This is a genomic window from Campylobacter sp. LR264d (assembly GCF_008633895.1).
Taxonomy (GTDB): Bacteria; Campylobacterota; Campylobacteria; order Campylobacterales; family Campylobacteraceae; genus Campylobacter_D.
The window spans coordinates 1-20,988 of record NZ_VJNT01000038.1 but is presented as its reverse complement, the minus strand read 5'-3'; the positions used below and the strand labels follow the sequence as shown (position 1 = coordinate 20,988).

At 28.7% G+C, this 20,988-nt stretch carries 17 protein-coding genes and 3 pseudogenes; 15 read left to right on the top strand and 5 right to left on the bottom strand.

Translation table 11 applies throughout. The annotated features are described in order from the left end of the window. Together FMM56_RS07810 and FMM56_RS07805 are read right to left on the bottom strand one after the other, a co-directional pair. Window positions 1-426, bottom strand: a pseudogene (locus FMM56_RS07810) (chemotaxis protein); the annotation flags it as partial. Continuing rightward, window positions 377-826, bottom strand: coding sequence for a cache domain-containing protein (locus FMM56_RS07805; protein WP_150152081.1), 450 nt, complete (start codon window positions 824-826; stop codon window positions 377-379). The gene FMM56_RS07805 and the pseudogene FMM56_RS07810, both read right to left, overlap by 50 nt. Before the next feature lie 176 nt (window positions 827-1,002). Here FMM56_RS07805 and FMM56_RS07800 point away from each other — a divergent pair, with 176 nt between their 5' ends. From FMM56_RS07800 to FMM56_RS07770, 7 genes are read left to right on the top strand one after another with little or no spacing between them, the layout of a single operon-like run. Further along, entirely contained in the window at window positions 1,003-2,310 is a 1,308-nt protein-coding gene (locus FMM56_RS07800) for an NFACT RNA binding domain-containing protein (protein ID WP_150141692.1), read from the top strand. Between the two features lie 2 nt (window positions 2,311-2,312). Beyond that, window positions 2,313-2,639 carry a hypothetical protein gene (locus tag FMM56_RS07795; RefSeq protein WP_150141691.1) on the top strand — a complete coding sequence of 109 codons (327 nt, stop codon included), beginning with the start codon at window positions 2,313-2,315 and terminating at the stop codon, window positions 2,637-2,639. A 9-nt stretch (window positions 2,640-2,648) separates the two neighbouring features. Then, on the top strand, window positions 2,649-3,374 hold the full coding sequence (locus tag FMM56_RS07790) for a phosphatidate cytidylyltransferase (protein WP_150208280.1): 726 nt from the start codon (window positions 2,649-2,651) through the stop codon (window positions 3,372-3,374). Then, window positions 3,371-4,444: a 1-deoxy-D-xylulose-5-phosphate reductoisomerase gene (gene dxr, locus FMM56_RS07785; protein WP_150208277.1), complete on the top strand. Its 1,074-nt coding sequence runs from the start codon at window positions 3,371-3,373 to the stop codon at window positions 4,442-4,444. The genes FMM56_RS07790 and dxr overlap by 4 nt, the downstream gene beginning before the upstream one ends. Window positions 4,445-4,449: 5 nt before the next feature. After that, the gene (locus tag FMM56_RS07780; protein WP_150208275.1) at window positions 4,450-5,844 is read left to right on the top strand and encodes a M99 family carboxypeptidase catalytic domain-containing protein; all 1,395 of its coding nucleotides are present in this window, start codon (window positions 4,450-4,452) and stop codon (window positions 5,842-5,844) included. Then, entirely contained in the window at window positions 5,841-6,848 is a 1,008-nt protein-coding gene (tsaD, locus tag FMM56_RS07775) for a tRNA (adenosine(37)-N6)-threonylcarbamoyltransferase complex transferase subunit TsaD (RefSeq protein ID WP_150141687.1), read from the top strand. The genes FMM56_RS07780 and tsaD overlap by 4 nt, the downstream gene beginning before the upstream one ends. Before the next feature lie 8 nt (window positions 6,849-6,856). After that, entirely contained in the window at window positions 6,857-7,372 is a 516-nt protein-coding gene (locus tag FMM56_RS07770; RefSeq protein WP_150141686.1) for a type II secretion system protein, read from the top strand. Between the two features lie 76 nt (window positions 7,373-7,448). On the opposite strand, the gene FMM56_RS07765 is transcribed toward FMM56_RS07770, so the two are convergent. Then, a complete protein-coding gene (locus FMM56_RS07765) occupies window positions 7,449-7,808 on the bottom strand; it encodes a Rid family detoxifying hydrolase (protein WP_150141685.1) in 360 nt (119 codons plus the stop codon). 192 nt (window positions 7,809-8,000) lie between these two features. On the opposite strand from FMM56_RS07765, the pseudogene FMM56_RS09440 reads away from it, so the two are divergent. The 4 genes and pseudogenes from FMM56_RS09440 (at window position 8,001) to FMM56_RS07745 (ending at window position 13,259) form a co-directional block, all read left to right on the top strand. After that, window positions 8,001-10,877 (top strand): annotated as a pseudogene (locus FMM56_RS09440) (DEAD/DEAH box helicase family protein). Then, window positions 10,867-12,744, top strand: a pseudogene (locus tag FMM56_RS09435) (site-specific DNA-methyltransferase). Before FMM56_RS09440 ends, FMM56_RS09435 begins: the two co-directional pseudogenes overlap by 11 nt. 95 nt (window positions 12,745-12,839) lie before the next feature. Then, the gene (locus FMM56_RS07750) at window positions 12,840-13,040 is read left to right on the top strand and encodes a hypothetical protein (protein ID WP_150141684.1); all 201 of its coding nucleotides are present in this window, start codon (window positions 12,840-12,842) and stop codon (window positions 13,038-13,040) included. Between the two features lie 12 nt (window positions 13,041-13,052). Beyond that, window positions 13,053-13,259: a hypothetical protein gene (locus tag FMM56_RS07745; RefSeq protein ID WP_150141683.1), complete on the top strand. Its 207-nt coding sequence runs from the start codon at window positions 13,053-13,055 to the stop codon at window positions 13,257-13,259. Here FMM56_RS07745 and FMM56_RS07740 read toward each other — a convergent pair. Next, complete coding sequence (locus FMM56_RS07740; RefSeq protein ID WP_150141682.1) at window positions 13,251-14,183, bottom strand: RluA family pseudouridine synthase; 933 nt, start codon at window positions 14,181-14,183, stop codon at window positions 13,251-13,253. The two genes, FMM56_RS07745 and FMM56_RS07740, sit on opposite strands and share 9 nt — an antisense overlap. A gap of 79 nt (window positions 14,184-14,262) precedes the next feature. Here FMM56_RS07740 and purB point away from each other — a divergent pair, with 79 nt between their 5' ends. Genes purB through FMM56_RS07725 form a run of 4 tightly spaced genes read left to right on the top strand, consistent with a single transcriptional unit; the run spans window position 14,263 to window position 19,537 of the window. Beyond that, a complete protein-coding gene (gene purB, locus FMM56_RS07735; protein WP_150141681.1) occupies window positions 14,263-15,591 on the top strand; it encodes an adenylosuccinate lyase in 1,329 nt (442 codons plus the stop codon). A gap of 60 nt (window positions 15,592-15,651) precedes the next feature. Then, on the top strand, window positions 15,652-17,043 hold the full coding sequence (locus FMM56_RS07730; protein ID WP_150141680.1) for an Eco57I restriction-modification methylase domain-containing protein: 1,392 nt from the start codon (window positions 15,652-15,654) through the stop codon (window positions 17,041-17,043). Continuing rightward, window positions 17,036-17,158: a hypothetical protein gene (locus FMM56_RS09260; protein WP_263312625.1), complete on the top strand. Its 123-nt coding sequence runs from the start codon at window positions 17,036-17,038 to the stop codon at window positions 17,156-17,158. Before FMM56_RS07730 ends, FMM56_RS09260 begins: the two co-directional genes overlap by 8 nt. 9 nt (window positions 17,159-17,167) lie before the next feature. Then, entirely contained in the window at window positions 17,168-19,537 is a 2,370-nt protein-coding gene (locus FMM56_RS07725; RefSeq protein ID WP_150141679.1) for a ribonucleoside-diphosphate reductase subunit alpha, read from the top strand. A 22-nt stretch (window positions 19,538-19,559) separates the two neighbouring features. Here FMM56_RS07725 and FMM56_RS07720 read toward each other — a convergent pair whose 3' ends face one another. Next, window positions 19,560-20,774: a putative transporter gene (locus FMM56_RS07720; protein ID WP_150152078.1), complete on the bottom strand. Its 1,215-nt coding sequence runs from the start codon at window positions 20,772-20,774 to the stop codon at window positions 19,560-19,562. Window positions 20,775-20,988 lie beyond the last annotated feature (214 nt).

Below are 20,988 nucleotides of genomic sequence, written 5' to 3'. Positions count from 1 at the left end.
GGCGTGTGCAATTTCTCCTAATTCATCCCTTGTTGCAGGTGGTAGAATTTGACTTTTATTTGTTTTGTTATTTAGATAATCAAAAAAGACACTAGCGTTGTTTTGAAGAATATGTATAGATAAAATTAACTTTTTTTGAAAAATCCATACAAAAACCATTATTATAAGTACACAAATAAAGGCTACTACAATAGAGGTTATAAATCTACTTTTCATATTATTTTCAATAGGTTGTATTAGGGTATCTGCTTTTTGACCTAAGGTATCTATATAAATAGCAGTTGAAATCCATATATCATCGGTATTTGGTATCATTTGAGCGTATGAGTTTTTTAAGGCTATTATATTACTTCCATCCTTTTGAGGTTTAGTAAAATTAAAATTTACAAAGCCCCCCCCCCATTTTTGCAGCCTTGTATAAATCACTTACATAAGCTACCCCATCAGCATCCTTTGCATCTTTTAAATCCTTACCTAAAAGGTCCTTTCTAACAGGGTGTGCGACATTTATCGTTCTTTGATAGGAGTAAAAATAACCACTTTTATCATTTTCAAAACGAAAAGTTTCTATGGCATCTGCTATTATGGCGATTTTTTCTTCATTGCTTTTAGCATTTTTTACAAGATTACCTAAAGCATCTGCCATGGACATAGTTAAGTCCTTAACCCTATCTTCGGTTTGTTCTTTAAGGATATTATAATTTTCCTGCGTAATTAAATCTATACTTCTTTCATTGTTAGTGTAAAAAATGGAAAAACTTATGATAATAACCAATAGAAAACTAAGGCCTAGTGCTGAAATTTTTGTTTTTAAACTTGAAAACATTTTGTTCCTTTTTGTGAAAATTTCGCAAATAGTATAACTTTCAAGCTAATACAAAACTTAATAAATAATAATTAAAATTTTAAATAGTATTTTTTATGTAATTATGATAAAATTTTACAAAACTTAAATACTTTAAAAAAAGGCTTTTTAAATATTATTTGTTTTATAATTTCAAAATGAAATATATGGAACTTTTACTGATAAAAGATTTTTTTACAAAATATAAAAAAATTGATTTTATTAAAAGAATTGATGATAATGTTTTTGAACTAAGTTTTGATAAGGAACCTTTCATTTTTGATTTAAATAGAAATGAAAGTGCTATTTACCAAGCAAAGTTAAGCAAGAAAGATTATAACGCACCCTTTGATTTTATGCTTAAAAAATACCTAAATTCTACAAATATTAGTAAAATTTCACTTCTGCCAAATAATAGGGTCCTTGTTTTTAAACTAAATGCACAAAGGGCTTATAAACACTATGAAAGCCTTATTTATTTTGAATTTACAGGTAAAAATACAAATGTGATTATAACTGATACAAAAAATATTATAATAGAAGCACTTCGCCACATTGATAAAAGTTATAGGGTAATAAAACCTGGCTTAAAATTAGAATCCTTAAAACCATTTAAAATGGATAATAAAAATATAGAAATTACAAATTTCAAAGAATATTTTCAAAATAAATTTAAAGCAATTAATAATAAAAAAATGCAAAACACAAAAGAAAATAAAATTTTGCAAATTAATAAAAAAATCAATGCCCTAAAAGAAAATTTAACTTCCTTGCAAAGTGAAAATGAATGTTTAGAAAGGGCACTAAATTTAAGTAAGAAGGCTGATATATTATTTGCAAATTTAAGCAAGCTAAAAGATTATGAAAGGGAATTTTCTTTGCTTGACTTTGAAGAAAACATAATAAATTTTAAACTTGAATATAGTCCTAAAGAAAGTGCAAATTTATTTTACAAAGAGGCTAAAAAGGCAAAGCAAAGGGCTAAAAACATTAATATACAAAGGCAAAATTTAAACGATAAATTAAAATTTTATGAAAATTTAAAAGAGCTTTTAAGCAAGGCAGTAAGTCTTTTTGAACTTGAAATTTTACTACCTAAAAAAACAAGCCAAAGGACTAAGCAAGAAAAAAAAGAAGGCGATATTGCGTATTTTTATTTTAATGATTATAAAATAGGTGTTGGGAAAAATGAAAATGGGAATGAGCTTTTATTAAAAAGTGCTAAAAAGGATGATTTGTGGTTTCATGTAAAGAATTTTTCTAGTTCTCATGCGATTTTATACACAAATAAGCAAAAAATTAGTGAAGAAGTGGTACAATTTACGGCAAAGATTTGTGTAAATTTTTCTAATTTAAAGCCCGGTACTTATTTGGTCGATTATACAAGCAGAAATTTTGTAAAGATTAGGCAAAAGGCCTTTGTAAATTACACAAATTTCAAAAGTATCAATATTATAAAGGAGTGAAAATGGCTCTAAGTCCCATTGGAAGTATGAATTTAGTCAATCAAAATATGACCATGCCCGCCACTCAACTAAGTAATGAAATCGCCAAAGAAGGCTTTGCTTCCGTTATGAATCTAAACGAATTTAACGAAAAAGAAAAGGTTGTCGATAAACTTGAAAAGGTTAATGAAAGCCAAGAGTTAAAAGAAGAGATTAAAGAAAAACAAGAAGAAGAGGAAAAGAAACGTAGGGAAAAAGAAGAAAAAGAAGCTAAGATGAAAGCCGAAGAAGAAGAGGTGGAAGAGTATAAGGATAAAGAAAATTCTCATCGCCTTGATATAAGTATTTAAAGGATAAAAATGTTTGATAGCACTAGGATAGTTTGGGGTTTGGTTATGTTTGCAGCTTTTGTGCTTGTTATGTTGATTAATAGTTTTATCTTAAATTTTGTCATCATAGCACTTTTATTATATTTTGCTTTTAACGAATCAAAAAAGCTTTTTAATCTTGATTCTAACATTATCCTAGTAGCCATAGCCTTTTTAATTGGTACCTTTTTTGAAGAAGCCTTGCTTTGTGGAATTTTAGCCTTTATTTTAATGCTTGGTTATCTAGCCTTTATAAAGGCTGATTCTTTAAAACCTGCCCTTATTTATCTATATCCTGTTATTCCTATTTTAGCACTTTGGCAAGTATATTTAGATAATGGAATTTTTGTTGTATTTTGGCTTATATTAAGTGTTATTTGCTGTGATAGTGGTGCTTACTTTATAGGCAAAATGATAGGAAATACGCCTTTTTCAAAGACTAGCCCTAAAAAAACTATGGAAGGCGTTATAGGTGGAATTTTAGTAGCTACCTTTATAGGAATGCTAGTAGGGCTTTATGAATTTAGTTTTTTTAAAAGCTTGATTTTATCCTTTTTAGTTGCTGTTTTTGCTGTGATTGGCGATTTGATTGAAAGTTATTTTAAAAGGGTTGCTGACATTAAAGATAGTAGCGAGTTAATACCTGGACATGGTGGCATTTTAGACAGAATTGATGCCATAATTATAGCTTCGTTTGTAATGGTTGCCTTTGCATGATAGTTTTTGGAAGCACAGGTAGCATTGGGATAAATGCTTTAAAACTTGCCAAAAGAGCAAAATTAAAAATAAGTGCCTTGGCATGTGGGGAAAATATAAGACTTTTAAATAAACAAATCGAACTTTTTAAGCCTGATTTTGTTTGTATTAAAAATAAAAAAGATAAAAGCTTAATCAATCATAAGCATGTTTTTTCGGGTCAAAAGGGCTTAGAAAAAATTTTAAGTGAGTGCGAGGATGAGCTTTTTTTAAATGCTATTGTTGGCTTTGCTGGACTTAAAAGCACTTTAAAGGCTAGTGAGCTTAATAAAACTATAGCCCTTGCAAATAAAGAAAGCTTAGTAGTTGGTGGCAAATTCTTACACAAGGCAAAGATTAATCCTATAGATAGCGAACATTGTGCCTTAAAAATTTTGCTTGATAAAAAAGAACATATTAAAAAGCTTTATATTACTGCAAGTGGTGGGGCTACCTTTAAACTTAATCAAAATTCTTTAAAAAATTTAAATACAAAGGAAGCCTTAAAGCACCCTAATTGGAAAATGGGTTCAAAGATTACAATAGATAGTGCGACAATGGCAAATAAGCTTTTTGAGATAATAGAAGCTTATCATTTATATCGCTTTAAAAATATTGATGCCTTAATAGAACCAAATTCCATAGTTCATGCTATGTGTGAATTTTATGATGGGGGTACTTCTGCTTATTTTTCAAGACCAAATATGCAACTTAGCATAGCACAAGCCATTTTTTCTAGGCATAGCAGACAAATAATAAAAGCTGTTGATTTTAGCAATCTAGCAAGTATAAAATTTCATAAAATTAATCTTAAAAAATATCCTATTTTTAGCCTAAAAAATAGGATATTAAAAGAACCAAATTTAGGCGTTATAATCAATGCTGCTAATGAAATAGCTGTTAGTGAATTCTTAAAAGGACATATTAAATTTATCGATATTGCAAAAAAAATATTTTTAAGTTTAGACCATTTTCAAACGCCAAAACTAGATAATATAGAAGAAATTTTTGAGTGCGATTTGAAGGTGAGAGAATTTGTGAAAAGGAGTTAAAAAATATGAGATATTTGATAATATTTTTTTCATTTATTTTACTTTTAGGTGCTGAGCAACTTGATTTTACGGTGGGCATTAATGGTAAGAATTTAGATGATAATAACACGGTTCTTATCTTTGGTGGAATTCAAGGAGATGAACCTGGTGGCTTTCATGCTGCAAGTTTATTGTTAAGCGATTATACCATTACAAAGGGTGAGATTATAGTAGCACCAAATTTAGCTTTTGATAGCATTATTAAAAGAAGTCGTGGCACAAACGGGGATTTAAACCGAAAATTTGCAAATATTAGTCCAAAGGACCCTGATTATAAAACCGTTACTCGCATTAAAGAATTAATCAATCTACCAGAAGTTGGCATGGTTATAAATTTGCACGATGGCTGGGGATTTTATAGACCAAATTATATTGATGCTATGAAAAATCCAAACAGATGGGGAAACTCAAGCGTTATTGATACTAAGGAAATAAACGCTAGTAAGTATCATGACCTTGAAAAAATAGCCCAGCAAACGGTTAAAAAAGTAAATGCTTCTTTGATTGACCCAAAACATGCTTATTATCTTAAAAATACAAAAACAGATGAAGTAAATGATACTGAAATGCTAAAAGCCTTAACTTACTATGTTATATCAAATAATAAAGCAGCCTTTGCAAACGAGGCAAGTAAGAATTTGCCAGTTCATGTTAGGGCGTATTATCATTTAATAGCCGTTGAAAATTATCTAAAAACAGCAGGTATTGAATTTACACGCGATTTTGATTTAAGCCCCCAAGGTGTTAAAGAGGCCATTGAAAGAGAGGTGGAGGTAAAATTATTTGATGGTAGAACCTTACTTTATTTAAGGCAACCAAGACCTATTATTAAATTCGTTCCTTTCCCTATAAATAGCGATTTAACCTATGATACAAATAACGAACTTATCGCCGTTGTAGCTAAGGATAATGCTTTTTACATACAATATGGCAATAATTTTCAAGCCCATATTTACCCTGAATATTTAGAATTTTCTTATGCCTTTGATGGCGTGGATATTAAGCTTGATGGACTTGAGATGAATGTACCTTTTGCTACTAAGGTAAAGGTTAAGGAAAATTTTCTTATACCTAAAATTCAAGGTGTGCGAGTAAATGTTATAGGCTTTAATTATTATGGCGATGAAAGCAATATAATTATAAATAAATCAAAAATGCAAACTCAATACTCACTTGACAAGGCAGGTAAAATTTATAGGGTTGAATTTTATGAATTAAGGTCTGCAAAGCTACCTCAACTACTAGAATATGAAAGTGGTAGCAAATTTATTAAAAATACAAAGCCTATTGATATGTCTTTGATACAAAAGGCTGGAAAAAAGGATAAATTCTTAGGTTCTATACTCGTGGAATTTGAATGAAAAATTTAATCTTAGGCATTGAAAGTTCTTGTGATGATAGTTCTATAGCTATCATTAATAAGGACAATTTTGATTGCCTTTTTTATAAAAAAATATCCCAAGAAAAAGAACATTTTAAATTTGGAGGAGTGGTACCTGAACTTGCCGCAAGGCTTCACAGCTTTGCTTTACCTAAAATTTTAGAAGAATGCAAGGACTATTTTAAGGACCTTTGTGCCATAGCAGTTACAAATGAACCAGGTCTTAGTGTAAGTTTATTAAGTGGAATTTCTATGGCAAAGGTTTTAGCGCTTAGCTTAAAAATCCCCCTAATTGCTATTAATCACTTAAAAGGGCATATTTATTCTTTATTTTTAAATGAAAAACTTTGTTTTAATATGGGAATTTTGCTTGTAAGTGGTGGTCACACCATGGTTTTAAAGCTTGATAAAAATGGCAAGCTTATAATTTTAGCAAAAACTAGCGATGATAGCTTTGGTGAAAGTTTTGATAAGGTAGCTAAGATGATGAATTTAGGCTATCCAGGCGGGGTTGTCATTGAAAATTTAGCAAAAAAGGCAAGGTATAAAAATATAAGTTTTTCTGTGCCCTTAAAGCATAGCAAGGAGTGTTATTACAGCTTTTCAGGGCTTAAAAATCAAGTAAGACTTAAAATTTTAAGTTATGAAAATTTAGATGAAAATATAAAAAGTGAGATAGCTTATGGCTTTGAAAATGCAGCGTGTGAGCATATCTTAGATAAATTAGAAATGATTTTTAAAAAAGAAAATTTTAAAATTTTTGGCGTAGTTGGTGGAGCAAGTGCGAATTTAAATTTAAGAACTAGACTTGAAATTTTATGTAAAAAATATAATTGTGCTTTAAAACTTGCACCCTTAAAATATTGTGCCGATAATGCTTTGATGATTGCAAGAAATGGCATTGATGAGTATGAAAAGAAAAATTTTACACCCATAAATCAAAACATTTTACACCCTAAAAATACCAATTTTACGCATATTTAGGAGAGATTATGAAAAGGGCTTTTACGGTTTTAGAACTTATTTTTGTGATTATAATCTTAGGCGTTTTAGCTACCATTGCCTTACCAAAATTTGACTCAAGTAAAGATGAGGCCGAACTTAGCAAGGCTTTAAATAATCTTAAAACGCTTATAAATGATATAAATGTTTATGCCTTAAAAAATGACTCACTAGCAAAAATTAGTACTATGAGTAATGTTAGTGGGGTGGAAAATGTGGATTTAAGCCTAGCTTATAGCGATGTTGGCTTTAAGGTTGGCGATGATGAAAAGTGTATAAGCTTAGTTTTTGTGGAAAAAAGCGATTTTGTTTTAATGGGAATTTCAAGTAATTCTTCGGTAAAATCAGCCATAGAAGCCGTAGCAAATGGAGGCGATATACAAAATTTAGAAAATGCAGATTTTACTAGTACTTCAAAAAGTAAAACCTGCGTTTTGCTTAGCAAAAATGAAAATTTTAAAGCCTTATCAAGTCGCACATATGTAATTTTAGGTTCGATGAATTGAGTGAAATTTTTAGTGATTTATTTGCATTTTGGGCTTTACCCTACTCTTTTTACAATAAAAAATTTAAGGCTTAAATCTAAGCCTTAAAAGCGATAATTTCGATCTCAATTTTTGCATTTTTTGGTAGGTCTTTAACAGCCACAGCAGAACGGGCTGGGTACGGGGCGTTAAAAAAGCTAGAATACACCTCGTTAAAGTCTTTAAAATCGGCAATATCAGCTAAAAAGCAAGTTGTCTTAATGATATCTTCAAAGCCTAAGTTATTTTCATCTAAAATGCCTTTGATATTTTCTAAAACTTGTTTGGTTTGACCCTTGATATCACTTGTTTCAATGGTATTTGTTGCAGGATTTAATGGAATTTGACCCGATGCAAATAAAAAGCCATTTGCCTTTCTATAAACACTATAAGCTCCAATAGCCTTTGGATAATTCATATTTTTTCCTTTATTTTAAATTTAAAAATGATTTTAACCTTTGAAAATTAATTTTTATTAAATATTAAGACTAAATTTAACTAAGATTTAAAAATTAAATTTTACGACCTAGTTTTGCCTTATAACTTTTTTTATTTAGTTTTTGATAAAATACAAAATTTACTTAGAAAATATTAAATTTGAGGATATTTAATGATTTTTGAAAAGCAACAATACCAGCAAGATTGTATTAATAATATCATTTCACTTTTAAGTGGCTTTGATTTTAAAAACCATAATATAACAAATTTACAAGAATGCTTAAAAGCTTTTTATCAAAGTAAAAATGAACTTGCTATTAAAACAATAAGTAAGAATTTAAATATAGATATTGTAATGGAAACCGGCACGGGTAAGACCTTTACTTATCTTAATCTTATTTTTGAATTACACAAAATCTATAAGCAAAATAAATTTATTATCTTTGTTCCAAGGCGGGCTATTTTAGAATCTGTAAAACAAAATATAAATCTTACTAAATCATATTTTATAATGAGTACAAAAGCTATCTTAAAACCTATTATTACACAGATTCTAAATCTCAAAGTAGCATAATTAATCATTATAAAAAATCAAGATGAATTATCTGTGCCAATTTTAACCAATAGTGCTATAGATAAAAAAGATAATATTTTAAATAGAAAAAGTGAAAATTTATTTAATACAAAAAGCATTTTTGAAAATATCATAGATTTAAAACCAATAGCCATTATAGACGAGCCACATTTACTTATAGGGGATAAATTTAGTCAAAATTTTAAAAAGCTAAATTCGCTTTATTTTCGTTTTGGTGCTACTTTTCCAAAAGATAAAGATTATGTGTTAAGCAATATGGCGTATCGTTTAGATTCTATACTTGCTTTTAATGAGTACTTAGTAAAACAAATTCAAGTACATACTTTGGTAGAATCAAATGAAAATTTAAGATTGCTTTGTACTGATAGTAAAAATAAAAAAGCAAAATTCTCATATTTTCTTAGTGGAATTGAAAAATTTACTAAAATAAAAAAGGGCGAGAGTTTAGGTAGTATAGATTCTAAATTTCATAATATCACACTAGAAAATTTAGCAAAAAGCAAAGTATATTTAAGTGATAAAACTACCTTAGAAACCAAAAATAACTATAAGCTAAGCAATGAAGAAATTTCAAATCTTTTAAAAAAGGCTATTGAATTGCATTTTAAAAAAAGAACAAATTTTATTTTCTCAAAATATTAAGGCTTTAAGCTTATTTTTTATCCCAAATATAAATGATTTTCGTGGTGAGTCTGCTTTTATTAAAAAAAATTTGAAAGACTTTATAAGCAAAAAACAACAAGAAATTTTAAAGCAAGACATTTTGCAAGAATATAAGGCATTTTTGCAAAAAGACTTTGATGATAGTGGAGAACTAAGAGTGCATCAAGGCTATTTTAGTGGTGATTCTCATAGCAAAGGCAAGACCCAAGAAGATAAATTAGCCGATGATATTATTTTGATTTTAAAAGATAAAGAAAGACTTTTATCTTTTGATACGCCTTTAAGATTTATTTTTAGCGTTTGGGCACTGCAAGAAGGCTGGGATAATCCAAATATCTTTACCCTTGTTAAACTTGCTAATTCTAGCACAGATACAAGTCGTCATCAGCAAGTAGGACGTGGGCTTAGCTTTGTGTTAATTCGGATGGTCAAAGAATCACGCATAATTTTTTAAATGAAGATTCTAATAAATTTTATGATATAAATCGCCTAGATATTGTCGTAAGTAGTGAAGAAAGGCAATTTATAGAAGGCTTACAGCAAGAAATTAAATATTTCAGCTTTGAAGTAGAATATTTAAATAGTAAGATATTAAAAAATTTAGGATTAAGCGAACAACAAACAAATAAACTTATTAATTATTTAGAAGATAATAAGGCTATAGAATATGAAAAAATAAATGATAACTACACAAAACAACCAAATTTTCAAACTATCATTCAAAGCGAGAAAGTCAAAGAACTTTTAGGCGATAAGTTTAATAATTTTGTAAATAGATTTAAAGAATCACCAAACAAACACGAACAAGTTATCAATGCAAATAAAAATCAAGAAATAGTACAAATTCGCCAAAATTTAACAAGAGAATTTAAAGAACTTTGGAAAAATATCAATAAAAGTGCAAAAATTGTTTATAAAAATATCAATGAAAAATCATTGCTTGATACAATAATTGCAGAATTTAATAAAGAAAATATCACAAAAGAATATATTTATTTTGAAAAATCACAAATTGACTTTGCCACTAATCAAATTAAAAAAGAAAAAATAGAAATTAGTCATAAAGATTATACAACAAGCCTTGATAAAACTATACAAACAAATCTTTTAGATTTTGCAGATAAAAACAAAATTCCACTTCATTTTGTGCTAGAAATGTTTAATAAGCTTGATAAAGACAAGTTTTATAATTCTCCTAAAACAGCCTTTGAATCTTTAAAAAAAATTTATGAAGATATTATCCATAGATATTTAGTGAGCGTGGTTAGTTACGAATTTGGCGAACATACTTTCTCAAATGATGATTTATTTATGATAAATCTGGCAATCAAGACCAAGTATAGCTAAGGAAAAATTTGGGGCAAAATACGCAATTGATGAAGAACCAAGCGAAAATTATTTGTTTTCTAAAATTCTTTTTGATTCTGAAATTGAAAAAGAAGTGATATTAGAAAATACAAGTTTTACAGATAAAACAATACAAGTTTTTGCTAAACTTCCAAAATTTAGAATTAAAATTTCACCAAGCAAATCTTATGAACCGGATTTTGCTTATCTTATAAAGCTAAATAATAGCAATGAAAAGATATTTTTTATTTGCGAAACAAAGGGATATTCCACAAGTAGAACAAGAAAAGATAGATTATGCGAGGAAATTTTTTAAGGCCCTGCAAGATAATTTAAAGCAAAACGAGGCTACTAAACATATAAAAGTATTATGAAACAAGAATTAATAAACAAACTTTATTTGAACTTTTAAACAATTTACAAGGAGCAAACAATGATAGATAAACAAAAGGCACAAGAATTAAATATAAATATAGAAGTTAAAAACGAACTTTTTGCATATTTAAAAGAACATTTTCCTCAAAGCATAAGTGAAAATACACCAAAATTTAAAGGCAATAGCCACGCTTTTAGGATTAAATGATAATATAGCAAATATGCAAGGGTATGAACTAACTTTTACAGGTAAGGCACTTGCAAACACACTTTATAATACTCCATGTACGAAAGAATTAAAACTAGAACCTGCCCAAAGTATAAATAAAAACACTACACAAAATGCAATCATTCGTGGTGATAATCTTGATGTTTTAAAGCTTTTAAAATCAGCATATTATGAAAAAATTAAGATGATTTACATAGACCCTCCTTATAATACAAAAAATGATAATTTTATCTATCCTAATGATTTTAGAGAAGATTATAAAGAAATTTTAAAAGAGATAGGACTACTAGAAATAAATGAAAATGGACAAGAGTTAGAAAGTGAGAATCTCAAATTTTTCAAAAACATTACAAGTAGTAGAAGCCATAGTGCATGGCTTAGCTTTATGTTACCTCGTCTTAAACTTGCTAGGGATTTACTTAGAAATGATGGAGTTATTTATATCAATTGATGATAACGAACAAGCGAATTTAAAAATTCTATGTGATGAGATTTTTGGGGAAGAAAATTTCGTATCTAGTTTCGTTTGGCAAAAAAAATCAGGTGGCGGACAAGCTAAATACTTTTATGAAGGACATGAATATATTTTAATTTATGCTAAAAATAAATCAAATATTAAAGGATTTTATAAATTTAAAGAAAAATCAAATACTAATAATGATTTTTTGCGTAAAATTCACGGCAAATATACAAATAATGAAAAATTAAAAAAATATTTGCTAAATACCCAAATAAAACTTTAAACCATAGAAATTTAATGTTTGAAGAATTAGATATTTTCTTAAAAGAAAATTTGATTAATCAAAATAAATTTAATGAAATAAATGAAAAATTAAAAAATGGTGAATATTTTCTACAACCTTACAATGATAATGTTAATCTAATTTGTAAACATAATACAGAAAATACAAGCTTAATGTATTCTATAATCAGTGGCATTTGGAATTCTGATGGAACAACTGAACTAGGAAATATTATGGGCAATGAAAATATATTTAATAATCCAAAACCAATTGAACTTATAAAATATTTACTAAAGTCTCCACAATCTCAAATAATATCGCAATGGAGAGAGTATAGCATAGAATCTAGCACAGATTCTAGTGGCGATATTATCCTAGATTTTTTTGCAGGAAGTGGTACAACAGCTCATGCACTTATGTAGCTAAATAGCGAAGACAATGGCAATCGTAAATTTATCTTAGTACAGCTTGATGAAAAAATCAATGAAAATAAAAGCAAGGTAGCTTATGAGTTTTGTAAAAATGAACTTTTAAGCAAAAAACCTGTAATAAGTGATATAACCATAGAACGAGTAAAAAGGGCTGGAGAAAGGTTAAAGGCACAAAATCTTAGATAGACACAGGCTTTTGTGTTTATAGTTTGTGTGACAAGCCAAGGTTAATAAGTGATGAAAACACTCTTAAACTACAAACACCAAGCGAGCTTAGCCCACAAGATAAGGCAATAAATCTTATGTTAAACTCGGGCAAAACACTTGACAAAAAGCTTACAAAAATCATAGCTAATAAATTATATGAATGAGAAAATTCACTTTATATAGCACAATGTGACAAAGGAGTACTGAACTGTCTTAAAGACCAAAATAGCAAAGAAGTTTTTATAAGTGGCTATGAAAAAATAAACTTAGAAATATTTTTAAATTTAGATTCTAGTTTAAAAAAGAGATTAAAAGTGGTGTATTAAAAATTTAAATAAAAAAGTAAGATATTAATATAAAATTTAGTTTAGCATAGTTAAAACTAACCGATATGGTTAATATATTTTTACGATGAGAAAAAATGAAGAGAAATATTAGTTTAGCTATCTTGCTTTGTATATTTTCAACAAGTGCTTTTGCGTATAATACTTCGTTTTGTGGATATGAAGAGGAAGAAAATCTAATAACAAGTAGAAGTTCTAAAAATCAAATTTTACAACAAGCAGGTTGCAAGGCTATTAAAAAATTAAGTAATGGCAGATGGCGTTGTGTTCGTTATTAAAGGAGAGAAAAAATGCAAGGAAATACTTTATCAAATGGTATGAAATGTTATGATATGTCAATGTTACAAAATCAAGTAGAATCGGCTATGAAGTCCTTAAAACATAGCGAAAAAAATATGCAAAGAATTCAAGGGCAAGCAAATAACGATACTACAAGCATTCAAGTAAATATAGTTAAAGAAAATCAAGAAGAAAACAAGGTAAATATATTAGCCTAAAAAATTACTTTTAAATTTGTTTAAATTTAAAAGCTCATTTTTTATACTTTTTTTAGATTTTATATAAAAATTTCTACCCTTATAATCAAATTTTAAAACACTTGCATGCAAACAAAGCCTTGTAGCACCGGTTAAATTTATTCTTTCTAAATCATTTATTTTTTTATCTAAAATTCTTTCAATATCCTTTTTACAAAGCCCATATAAACACTCCCCTAAAATTTTATATCCTAAATCAAACAAATGAAGCCTTAATTGATGTTGCCTGCCCGTATGGGGTAGGCATTTTATAAGACTTATATTAAAATCCTTAAAATATTGAAGTAATTCAAACTCACTAAATGCCTTTTTACCATTTTTATCAATGCACATTCTAGTTTTTATATCATCATAATTTTTACTTAAAGCAAGTGGCTTATTTGAACTAAATTTTAATGGAGTTTTACCATAAACTAGGGCCTCGTATTCTTTATAAATTTCGCCATTTTGAAATTTAGCCTTAAATATTTTTTGTATATTTTCATTTTTTGCAACTATGATTAAACCACTGGTTTCCCTATCAAGCCTATGAGTAATTCCTGCTTTTTGCCCCCAAAGTGTGTAAATTTCATCGCTTAAACTATAAGTACAATTCCTGCCATTTGGGTGAGATAAAACCCCGCTTAATTTTTCAAGCACGGCAAAATCTTCATTTTCAAAGCAAAGCTCAACACCCCTTGGCTCACTCTTATAAACGATTAATTCTATCTCGCCTTTTAAAAGTTCATTCTTTTTTATAACTAATTTATCATTACAAAATAAACGTTTTTTATCAATAATACTTTGTGCCTTATGTATAGGAATATTAAGCTCATTCATAAGCAAAGAAAATGCCTTTTTGCCATTATTTGAAACAGATGCTAGTTTAATTTTTGTATAAGGCATTTTTAACTCTTTTTAAAAAAAATTTGTTACAATTAATTTCTTTTTTTTTAAAAAATTATACTTTAAAAAGGTTTCAATAATGGTTCAAAGATACAGCAGAGAAGAAATGGCTAAAAAATGGGGTTTACAAGCAAAATATGATGCTTGGTTAAAGGTAGAATTAGCCGCTGTTCGTGCCTGGAATAAACTTGGACTTATAAATAATGATGATTTAGATAAAATTTTAAAAAATGCTAGTTTTGATATTAAGAGAATTGATGAAATAGAAAAGGTTACGAAACACGATGTTATAGCATTTTTAACAAGCGTAAGTGAAAGTTTAGGAGAAGAAAGTCGCTTTATACACTATGCAATGACAAGTTCTGATTGTATTGATACAGCCGTTGCTTTGCAGATTAAAGATAGCTTAAATTTATTATTAGATGATATAGAAAAACTTTTGGAAGTCATTAAAAAAAGGGCATTTGAGCATAAAGATACTCTTATGGTTGGAAGAAGTCATGGAATTCACGGAGAGCCTATAAGTTTCGGTCTTGTGCTTGGAATTTGGTATGATGAGATAAAAAACGCAAAAGAACTTTTAATAAATGCTAAAAATACCATTAATTATGGCAAAATCAGTGGGGCAATGGGAAATTTCGCACATGCCCCAATTGAATTTGAAGAAGAAGTTTGCAAACTTTTAGACTTAAAACCAGCCCCTATTTCAAATCAAGTTATACAAAGGGATAGATACGCACAAGTAATTAGTGCTATAGCAATACTAGCTGCAAGTTGCGAACAAATAGCAGTAAATATTAGACATTTTCAACGCACCGAAGTTTATGAAGCCGAGGAGTATTTTTCAAGTGGTCAAAAGGGAAGTTCGGCTATGCCTCATAAAAGAAATCCTGTATTAAGCGAAAATATAACAGGACTTTGTAGAATACTTCGTTCTTTTGTCACCCCTGCCCTTGAAAATGTAGCCTTGTGGCATGAAAGAGATATTAGCCATTCAAGTGTGGAAAGATTTATCTTGCCTGATAGCTTTATAACGGCTGATTTTATGCTAGTTCGACTTACAAATTTAATAGACAAGCTTTTAATTTATCCAAAAAATATGATGAAAAATTTAAATTTAACAGGGGGCTTGGTTTTTTCTCAAAGGGTGCTTTTAGAACTTCCTTTAAAAAATATAAGTAGAGAAGATGCCTATAAAATAGTGCAAAGAAACGCTATGAAGGTATGGCAAGATTTACAAAATGGCAAAAATGCCTTAAATGAAAAGGGAGAAAGTCTATTTTTACAAGCTTTATTGCAAGATACGCAGCTAAGACAAAATTTAAGCGAAGATGATATAAGAACTTGTTTTGATTATACTTACTATACAAAAAATATTGATAAAATTTTTGATAGAGTGTTTAAATGAGATTAATCTTAAATTTTAATTCTTTTAATAAAAATAAAAAAGTACTAGGTTGATATAAAAATGAATTTAGCTTATAAAAAAAATTTAGGACAAATTTTTACACCAAATTTTTTAGTAAAAGAAATTTTAAATTTGGCTGGATATCTTGGAAAAGATATTTTAAATAAAAAAATTATTGATAATTCTTGTGGCAATGGAGCTTTTTTATGTGAGATTGTAAAAAGATATATAAAAGAATTTTTAAAACAATCAAGTGATTTAACTTGCCTTAAAAATGAGCTTGAAAATAATATTTTTGGTATTGAGATTGATAAAACAAATTTACAAAATTGCTATAAAAATTTAAATAAAATTACAAATAAATTTAGCTTAAAAGATATTAATTTTAATTTAATCTTAGATAATACCTTAACTTGTGATAAATTTAATCAAAAAATAGATTTTGTGGTAGGAAATCCTCCTTACATTAGGGTACATAACCTAAATAATCAATACGAAAAGGTAAAAAAATTTAGCTTTGCAAAAAGTGGAATGAGTGATATTTTTATCGTTTTTTATGAACTTGGGCTTAATATGCTAAAAAGTGGAGGAACGCTTTGTTATATCAGTCCAAATTCCTTTTTTACAAGCCTTGCAGGGAGTGAGTTTAGAAAATTTTTACAAAAAACGCAAAGTTGTGAAAAGATATGTGATTTAGGTCATTTTATGCCATTTAATGCAATCACTTATACAGCAATTTGCAAGATAGTAAAAGATGTAAAATTTAAAGATATTAAATATTATAAATTTAATGAAAGAAAGGTGGAATTTCAAAAAAATATCTCATATAAAAATCTATTTTTTGATAATAAAATTATCTTAAATTCAAACAAATTTAGCAATGTCTTAAAATATGAAAACACAGAAAAAGCCCTTGTTAAAAATGCCTTTGCAACCCTTAATGATAGTGTTTTTATCGCCGATAAATTTGATTTTGATTTTAACCAGATTTCTATTATTAAAAGTTCTACTGGTGAAATAAAAAAATGCATTTTTCCTTATGATAAAAAGGGAAAATTAATTGATTTTTCTAAGCTAAATTTAGCTACTCAAAAATATCTAAAATCAAATAAAGCTAAACTTGATAAGGCAAGTAAAGATAATGTTTGGTGGGCCTTTGGGCGAAGTCAGGGTATAAGGGATGTTTATAAGAATAAAATTGCTATTAATGCCATTATTAAGGATATAAATTCCATTAAATTACAAAAAGCCCCAAGTAGCTTTGGCGTGTATTCAGGGCTTTATATTTTAAGCAAAGAACCCTTTATAAAGATTGCAAAAATTATAAAAAGCGATGATTTTATAAGCTATGTACGCACTATAAATAAGCCAAAAAATGGTGGGTATTTTACCTTTTCTTCGAAGGATTTAAGTAAATTTTTAAATTACTATTTGGATAATTTTAATGAATAAGATTTTTTTAAGCTATGAAAATTTAAGCAATGATATTAATTTAGACTTTTTATTAAATAACCTTGAGTTATTTTTAGATAAAATTTGTCGTAAATTAATCTCGTTAAAAATGTAAGGATAAAAGATGAAAGTAATTAAGAGAAACGGACGTACAGAAGAACTTGATGTTTCTAAGATTAAAAAATGCACTAGCGACGCGGTAGCAGGGCTTGATGGGGTGAGTTTAAGCGAGTTAGAACTAGATGCAAAAATTCAATTTAGAGATGGAATTTCAACAGAAGAAATTCAAAAAACACTTATAAAAACGGCCGTTGAAAAAATAGATATTGATTGTCCTAATTGGACCTTTGTGGCCGCTAGATTATTTTTATATGACCTTTATAAAAAAGTAAATGGAATGAATCGCTATAATCATTTGCGTGATTATTTTGAAAAGGGTGAAAAGGCAGGTAGAATTTTACTAGGCTTAAAAGAAAAATACGATTTAGATGATTTAAATGATTATTTAAAGCCCCAAAGGGATTTACAATTTACCTATCTTGGCATTAAAACCCTATATGATAGGTATTTGATTAAGGATAGCAATGCTATGCCTATTGAACTACCTCAACAAATGTTTATGGCTATTGCTATGTTTTTAGCTCAAAATGAGTTTAATTGTCAAGAATGGGCAAAAAAATTCTATGATTTAATATCTTCTTTTGAAGTAATGCTTGCTACACCTACTCTCTCAAATGCAAGAACAACTCGCCACCAGCTTTCATCTTGTTACATAGGAAGTACGTCTGATAATATTGAAGGGATTTTTGATAGTTATCAAGAAATGGCCCTGCTTTCTAAATTTGGAGGAGGAATTGGCTGGGATTGGTCTCAGGTTCGTGCTATGGGTGGAAGTATAGATGGACACAAAAACGCAGCTGGAGGCATCATACCATTTTTAAAGATTACAAATGATATAGCAGTAGCAGTTGACCAACTTGGTACTAGAAAAGGAGCCATTGCTGTTTATATAGAAACTTGGCACATGGATATAAGCGATTTTATAGATTTGCGTAAAAACTCAGGCGAAGAAAGAAGAAGAACGCACGAGCTTTTCCCTGCACTTTGGGTAAATGATTTATTTATGAAAAGGGTTAGAAAAAATGATAAATGGACTCTATTTGACCCAGCCGATACGCCTGATTTATGCAATTTATATGGGGAAGAGTTTGAAAAAAGATACGAAGAATATGAAAAAAATGAAAAGATAACAAAAGACATTGTAGATGCTAAAGAACTTTGGAAGAAAATTTTACTTAATTATTTTGAAAGTGGAATGCCTTTTTTATGCTTTAAAGATAATGCCAATAAAGCCAACCCAAATTCCCATGTAGGCGTTATAAGAAGTTCAAATTTATGCACTGAAATTTTTCAAAATACTGAACCAAATTATTATCAAATTAAGGTAATTTTTGAAGATAAAGAAGAGGTGCATTTTGATGAAATGCAAGAAGTTATCATAGATGGAGGCTATAAAAAAATAGCTAAAAAAATTAGCACTCTTGATAGCATAAATGGTAAAAAAGTTTATATAGTTGAAAAATTTAAAAACGATGGAAAGACCGCAGTTTGTAATCTTGCAAGTATAAATTTAAGTAAGATTAATACAAAAGAAGATATTCGCAGAGTAGTACCTATTGCTGTTAGAATGCTTGATAATGTGATTGATTTAAATTTTTACCCTCACATAAAGGTAAAAAATACAAATTTAAAATCTCGCTCTATAGGCCTTGGTGTAATGGGCGAGGCCCAAATGTTAGCACAAAATAATATACATTGGGGTAGTGAAGAACATTTTTATAAGATTGATGAGATAATGGAGCTTATAAGCTATGAAACCATTTTAGCAAGTTCTGATTTAGCTGTTGAAAAGGGTGCTTATCCTGATTTTGAAGGCTCAAATTGGAGTAAGGGTGTTTTTCCTATGGACGTGGCAAGTGACGCGGCAAAAAAATTAACCTTTAGGGATAGCTTGTTTAATCAAAATATTTGCGATTGGGAAAAATTAAAAGCAAAGGTTAAGGAAGATAAGCTTAGAAATGGCTATTTAATGGCAATTGCCCCGACCTCGTCTATTTCTATCTTAGTAGGTACTACTCAAACTATAGAGCCAGTTTATAAAAGAAAGTGGTTTGAGCATAATTTAAGTGGAATGATTCCTGTTGTGGTGCCAAATTTAAATCTTGATACTTGGCAATACTACATCCCTGCTTATGAAATAGACCAAAGATTACTAGTAAAAGCTGCTGCAGTGCGTGGAAAATGGATAGACCAGGGCCAAAGTTTAAATATCTTTTTATCGCTTGATAAGGCAAGTGGTGGTTATTTAAATGAAATTTATCAACTTGCGTGGGAGTTAGGCGTAAAATCTACTTATTATTTAAGAAGCGAAAGTCCTGATAGTGAAAAGGTAAATGTGGTAGATAGGGCTGTTGAATGCGAGGGTTGTCAATAAAATTTGTCTTTATATACAAATTTTATTTTACCTTTCTATACTCGATATTTGCTTGAAATTCTTTTAACCTCTTATAAATACTTCTAAGTTCTGTTATAGTAGTCCAATTTGTGATAAAAACACTAAATGAACTTCTAACCTGGTCAAAGGCGTTATTAATTTGCATAACAATTCCAAGCCCTATAATCCCTGCAAATAAGCTTGGGGCCATTACTAAAAAAGGCACTATAACTATCATTTGTTCAAATAAAATCAACCAAATATTAAAATATCCATAATGCAAAAACAATCTTTTATAATTAAATTTAAGCCCTGTGAAAAGTTCTACTATAGTTTCTTTGTTTGCGTATTTTTTGCGGTCATCTTCTGCATAAACTAATTCTTTACGAAAAGCAGCCTCAGCCTTTTGATTGTTATATTCAAGCCCTGGTAGTTTAATACCTACAAACCACGATATAACAAGTCCACCGATAGATATAAGCAAGGCTACATAAACTAACAAGCCGTCTATATTTTTTATAAAATAAAAAGCAGAATCAGGGTCTAAATTCCTAAATAAGGCCTGGCTAACTTGAGAACTTAACACCCAAAGAATGGGTATAAAAGCAACCAAGGTCATAAGCGCCCTAATGAAAGAAAGCCCTAATCTCTCAACGATTTTAGAAAAATTATAAGTATCTTCTTGCATTCTTTGAGAACTACCTTCTATATTATCGTCCTTTTGTTTCCAAAATCTAAGATAAGAAAAGGTCATAGCCTCTCGCCATTTAAATGCATAAACACTAGCAAAATATATATTTATAGTAGCAATTATCACATAGGGAATGGCAATACACAAAAAAACGCCTATTAGGGCATAAAAATCTTGTATAGAATAATGCGTTTTAACTCCTATACTACGAGTCTCAAAAAAACTAGAAATTAGAAATTGATAATAATACAGCGAAGATTTATTTAAAAAATTTGCTTTTTCTATATTTTCTTTAGCTATTTCATTTGCGTTTTTTATATACTCTTCTTTTTCTTTAAATGAGTTTTCGCTTGAAGAAAGTTGAGTGTTGTTGTTGTCATTTAAATTTGTAATTTGAGGACTTTGTAAAACATTGTAAAAATCCTTGTACCACTCATTAATCGCAACATTTAAACTGGTTTGTAAATATAAAAATAATAAAAGTAAAAAAAGCCCAGCATACGCCCATATGGCCCATTTTTTAGATACAAAAAAAGAAGCAAACATTATACACCTTGAAAATTAATTTAAAAGGCAAATTCTAGCTTAAAGGAGTAAATACAAAAATCGATATAGAAATTATCGCTTTTTAGGCTTAGATTTAAGCCTAAAATTTTGCAAACTATCTTTAAAAGAGTAGGGTAAATTTTTTAAATTTTATTGTCCTACTTAAATAAAAAAGTTTGAAAATTGCTGTTTTCAAAACAAAATTTTTTAAAAA

Excerpts from the sequence above, each read along its gene's own strand:
- FMM56_RS07730 (WP_150141680.1), top strand. The coding sequence starts at position 15,652 with ATGAATTTAGCTTATAAAAAAAATTTAGGACAAATTTTTACACCAAAT.
- FMM56_RS07720 (WP_150152078.1), bottom strand. The coding sequence starts at position 20,774 with ATGTTTGCTTCTTTTTTTGTATCTAAAAAATGGGCCATATGGGCGTAT.
- FMM56_RS07740 (WP_150141682.1), bottom strand. The coding sequence starts at position 14,183 with ATGCCTTATACAAAAATTAAACTAGCATCTGTTTCAAATAATGGCAAA.
- FMM56_RS07765 (WP_150141685.1), bottom strand. The coding sequence starts at position 7,808 with ATGAATTATCCAAAGGCTATTGGAGCTTATAGTGTTTATAGAAAGGCA.
- FMM56_RS07805 (WP_150152081.1), bottom strand. The coding sequence starts at position 826 with ATGTTTTCAAGTTTAAAAACAAAAATTTCAGCACTAGGCCTTAGTTTT.
- FMM56_RS09260 (WP_263312625.1), top strand. The coding sequence starts at position 17,036 with ATGAATAAGATTTTTTTAAGCTATGAAAATTTAAGCAATGATATTAAT.
- FMM56_RS07725 (WP_150141679.1), top strand. The coding sequence starts at position 17,168 with ATGAAAGTAATTAAGAGAAACGGACGTACAGAAGAACTTGATGTTTCT.
- dxr (WP_150208277.1), top strand. The coding sequence starts at position 3,371 with ATGATAGTTTTTGGAAGCACAGGTAGCATTGGGATAAATGCTTTAAAA.
- FMM56_RS07745 (WP_150141683.1), top strand. The coding sequence starts at position 13,053 with ATGCAAGGAAATACTTTATCAAATGGTATGAAATGTTATGATATGTCA.
- FMM56_RS07780 (WP_150208275.1), top strand. The coding sequence starts at position 4,450 with ATGAGATATTTGATAATATTTTTTTCATTTATTTTACTTTTAGGTGCT.
- FMM56_RS07790 (WP_150208280.1), top strand. The coding sequence starts at position 2,649 with ATGTTTGATAGCACTAGGATAGTTTGGGGTTTGGTTATGTTTGCAGCT.
- FMM56_RS07800 (WP_150141692.1), top strand. The coding sequence starts at position 1,003 with ATGAAATATATGGAACTTTTACTGATAAAAGATTTTTTTACAAAATAT.
- FMM56_RS07750 (WP_150141684.1), top strand. The coding sequence starts at position 12,840 with ATGAAGAGAAATATTAGTTTAGCTATCTTGCTTTGTATATTTTCAACA.
- FMM56_RS07770 (WP_150141686.1), top strand. The coding sequence starts at position 6,857 with ATGAAAAGGGCTTTTACGGTTTTAGAACTTATTTTTGTGATTATAATC.
- purB (WP_150141681.1), top strand. The coding sequence starts at position 14,263 with ATGGTTCAAAGATACAGCAGAGAAGAAATGGCTAAAAAATGGGGTTTA.
- FMM56_RS07795 (WP_150141691.1), top strand. The coding sequence starts at position 2,313 with ATGGCTCTAAGTCCCATTGGAAGTATGAATTTAGTCAATCAAAATATG.
- tsaD (WP_150141687.1), top strand. The coding sequence starts at position 5,841 with ATGAAAAATTTAATCTTAGGCATTGAAAGTTCTTGTGATGATAGTTCT.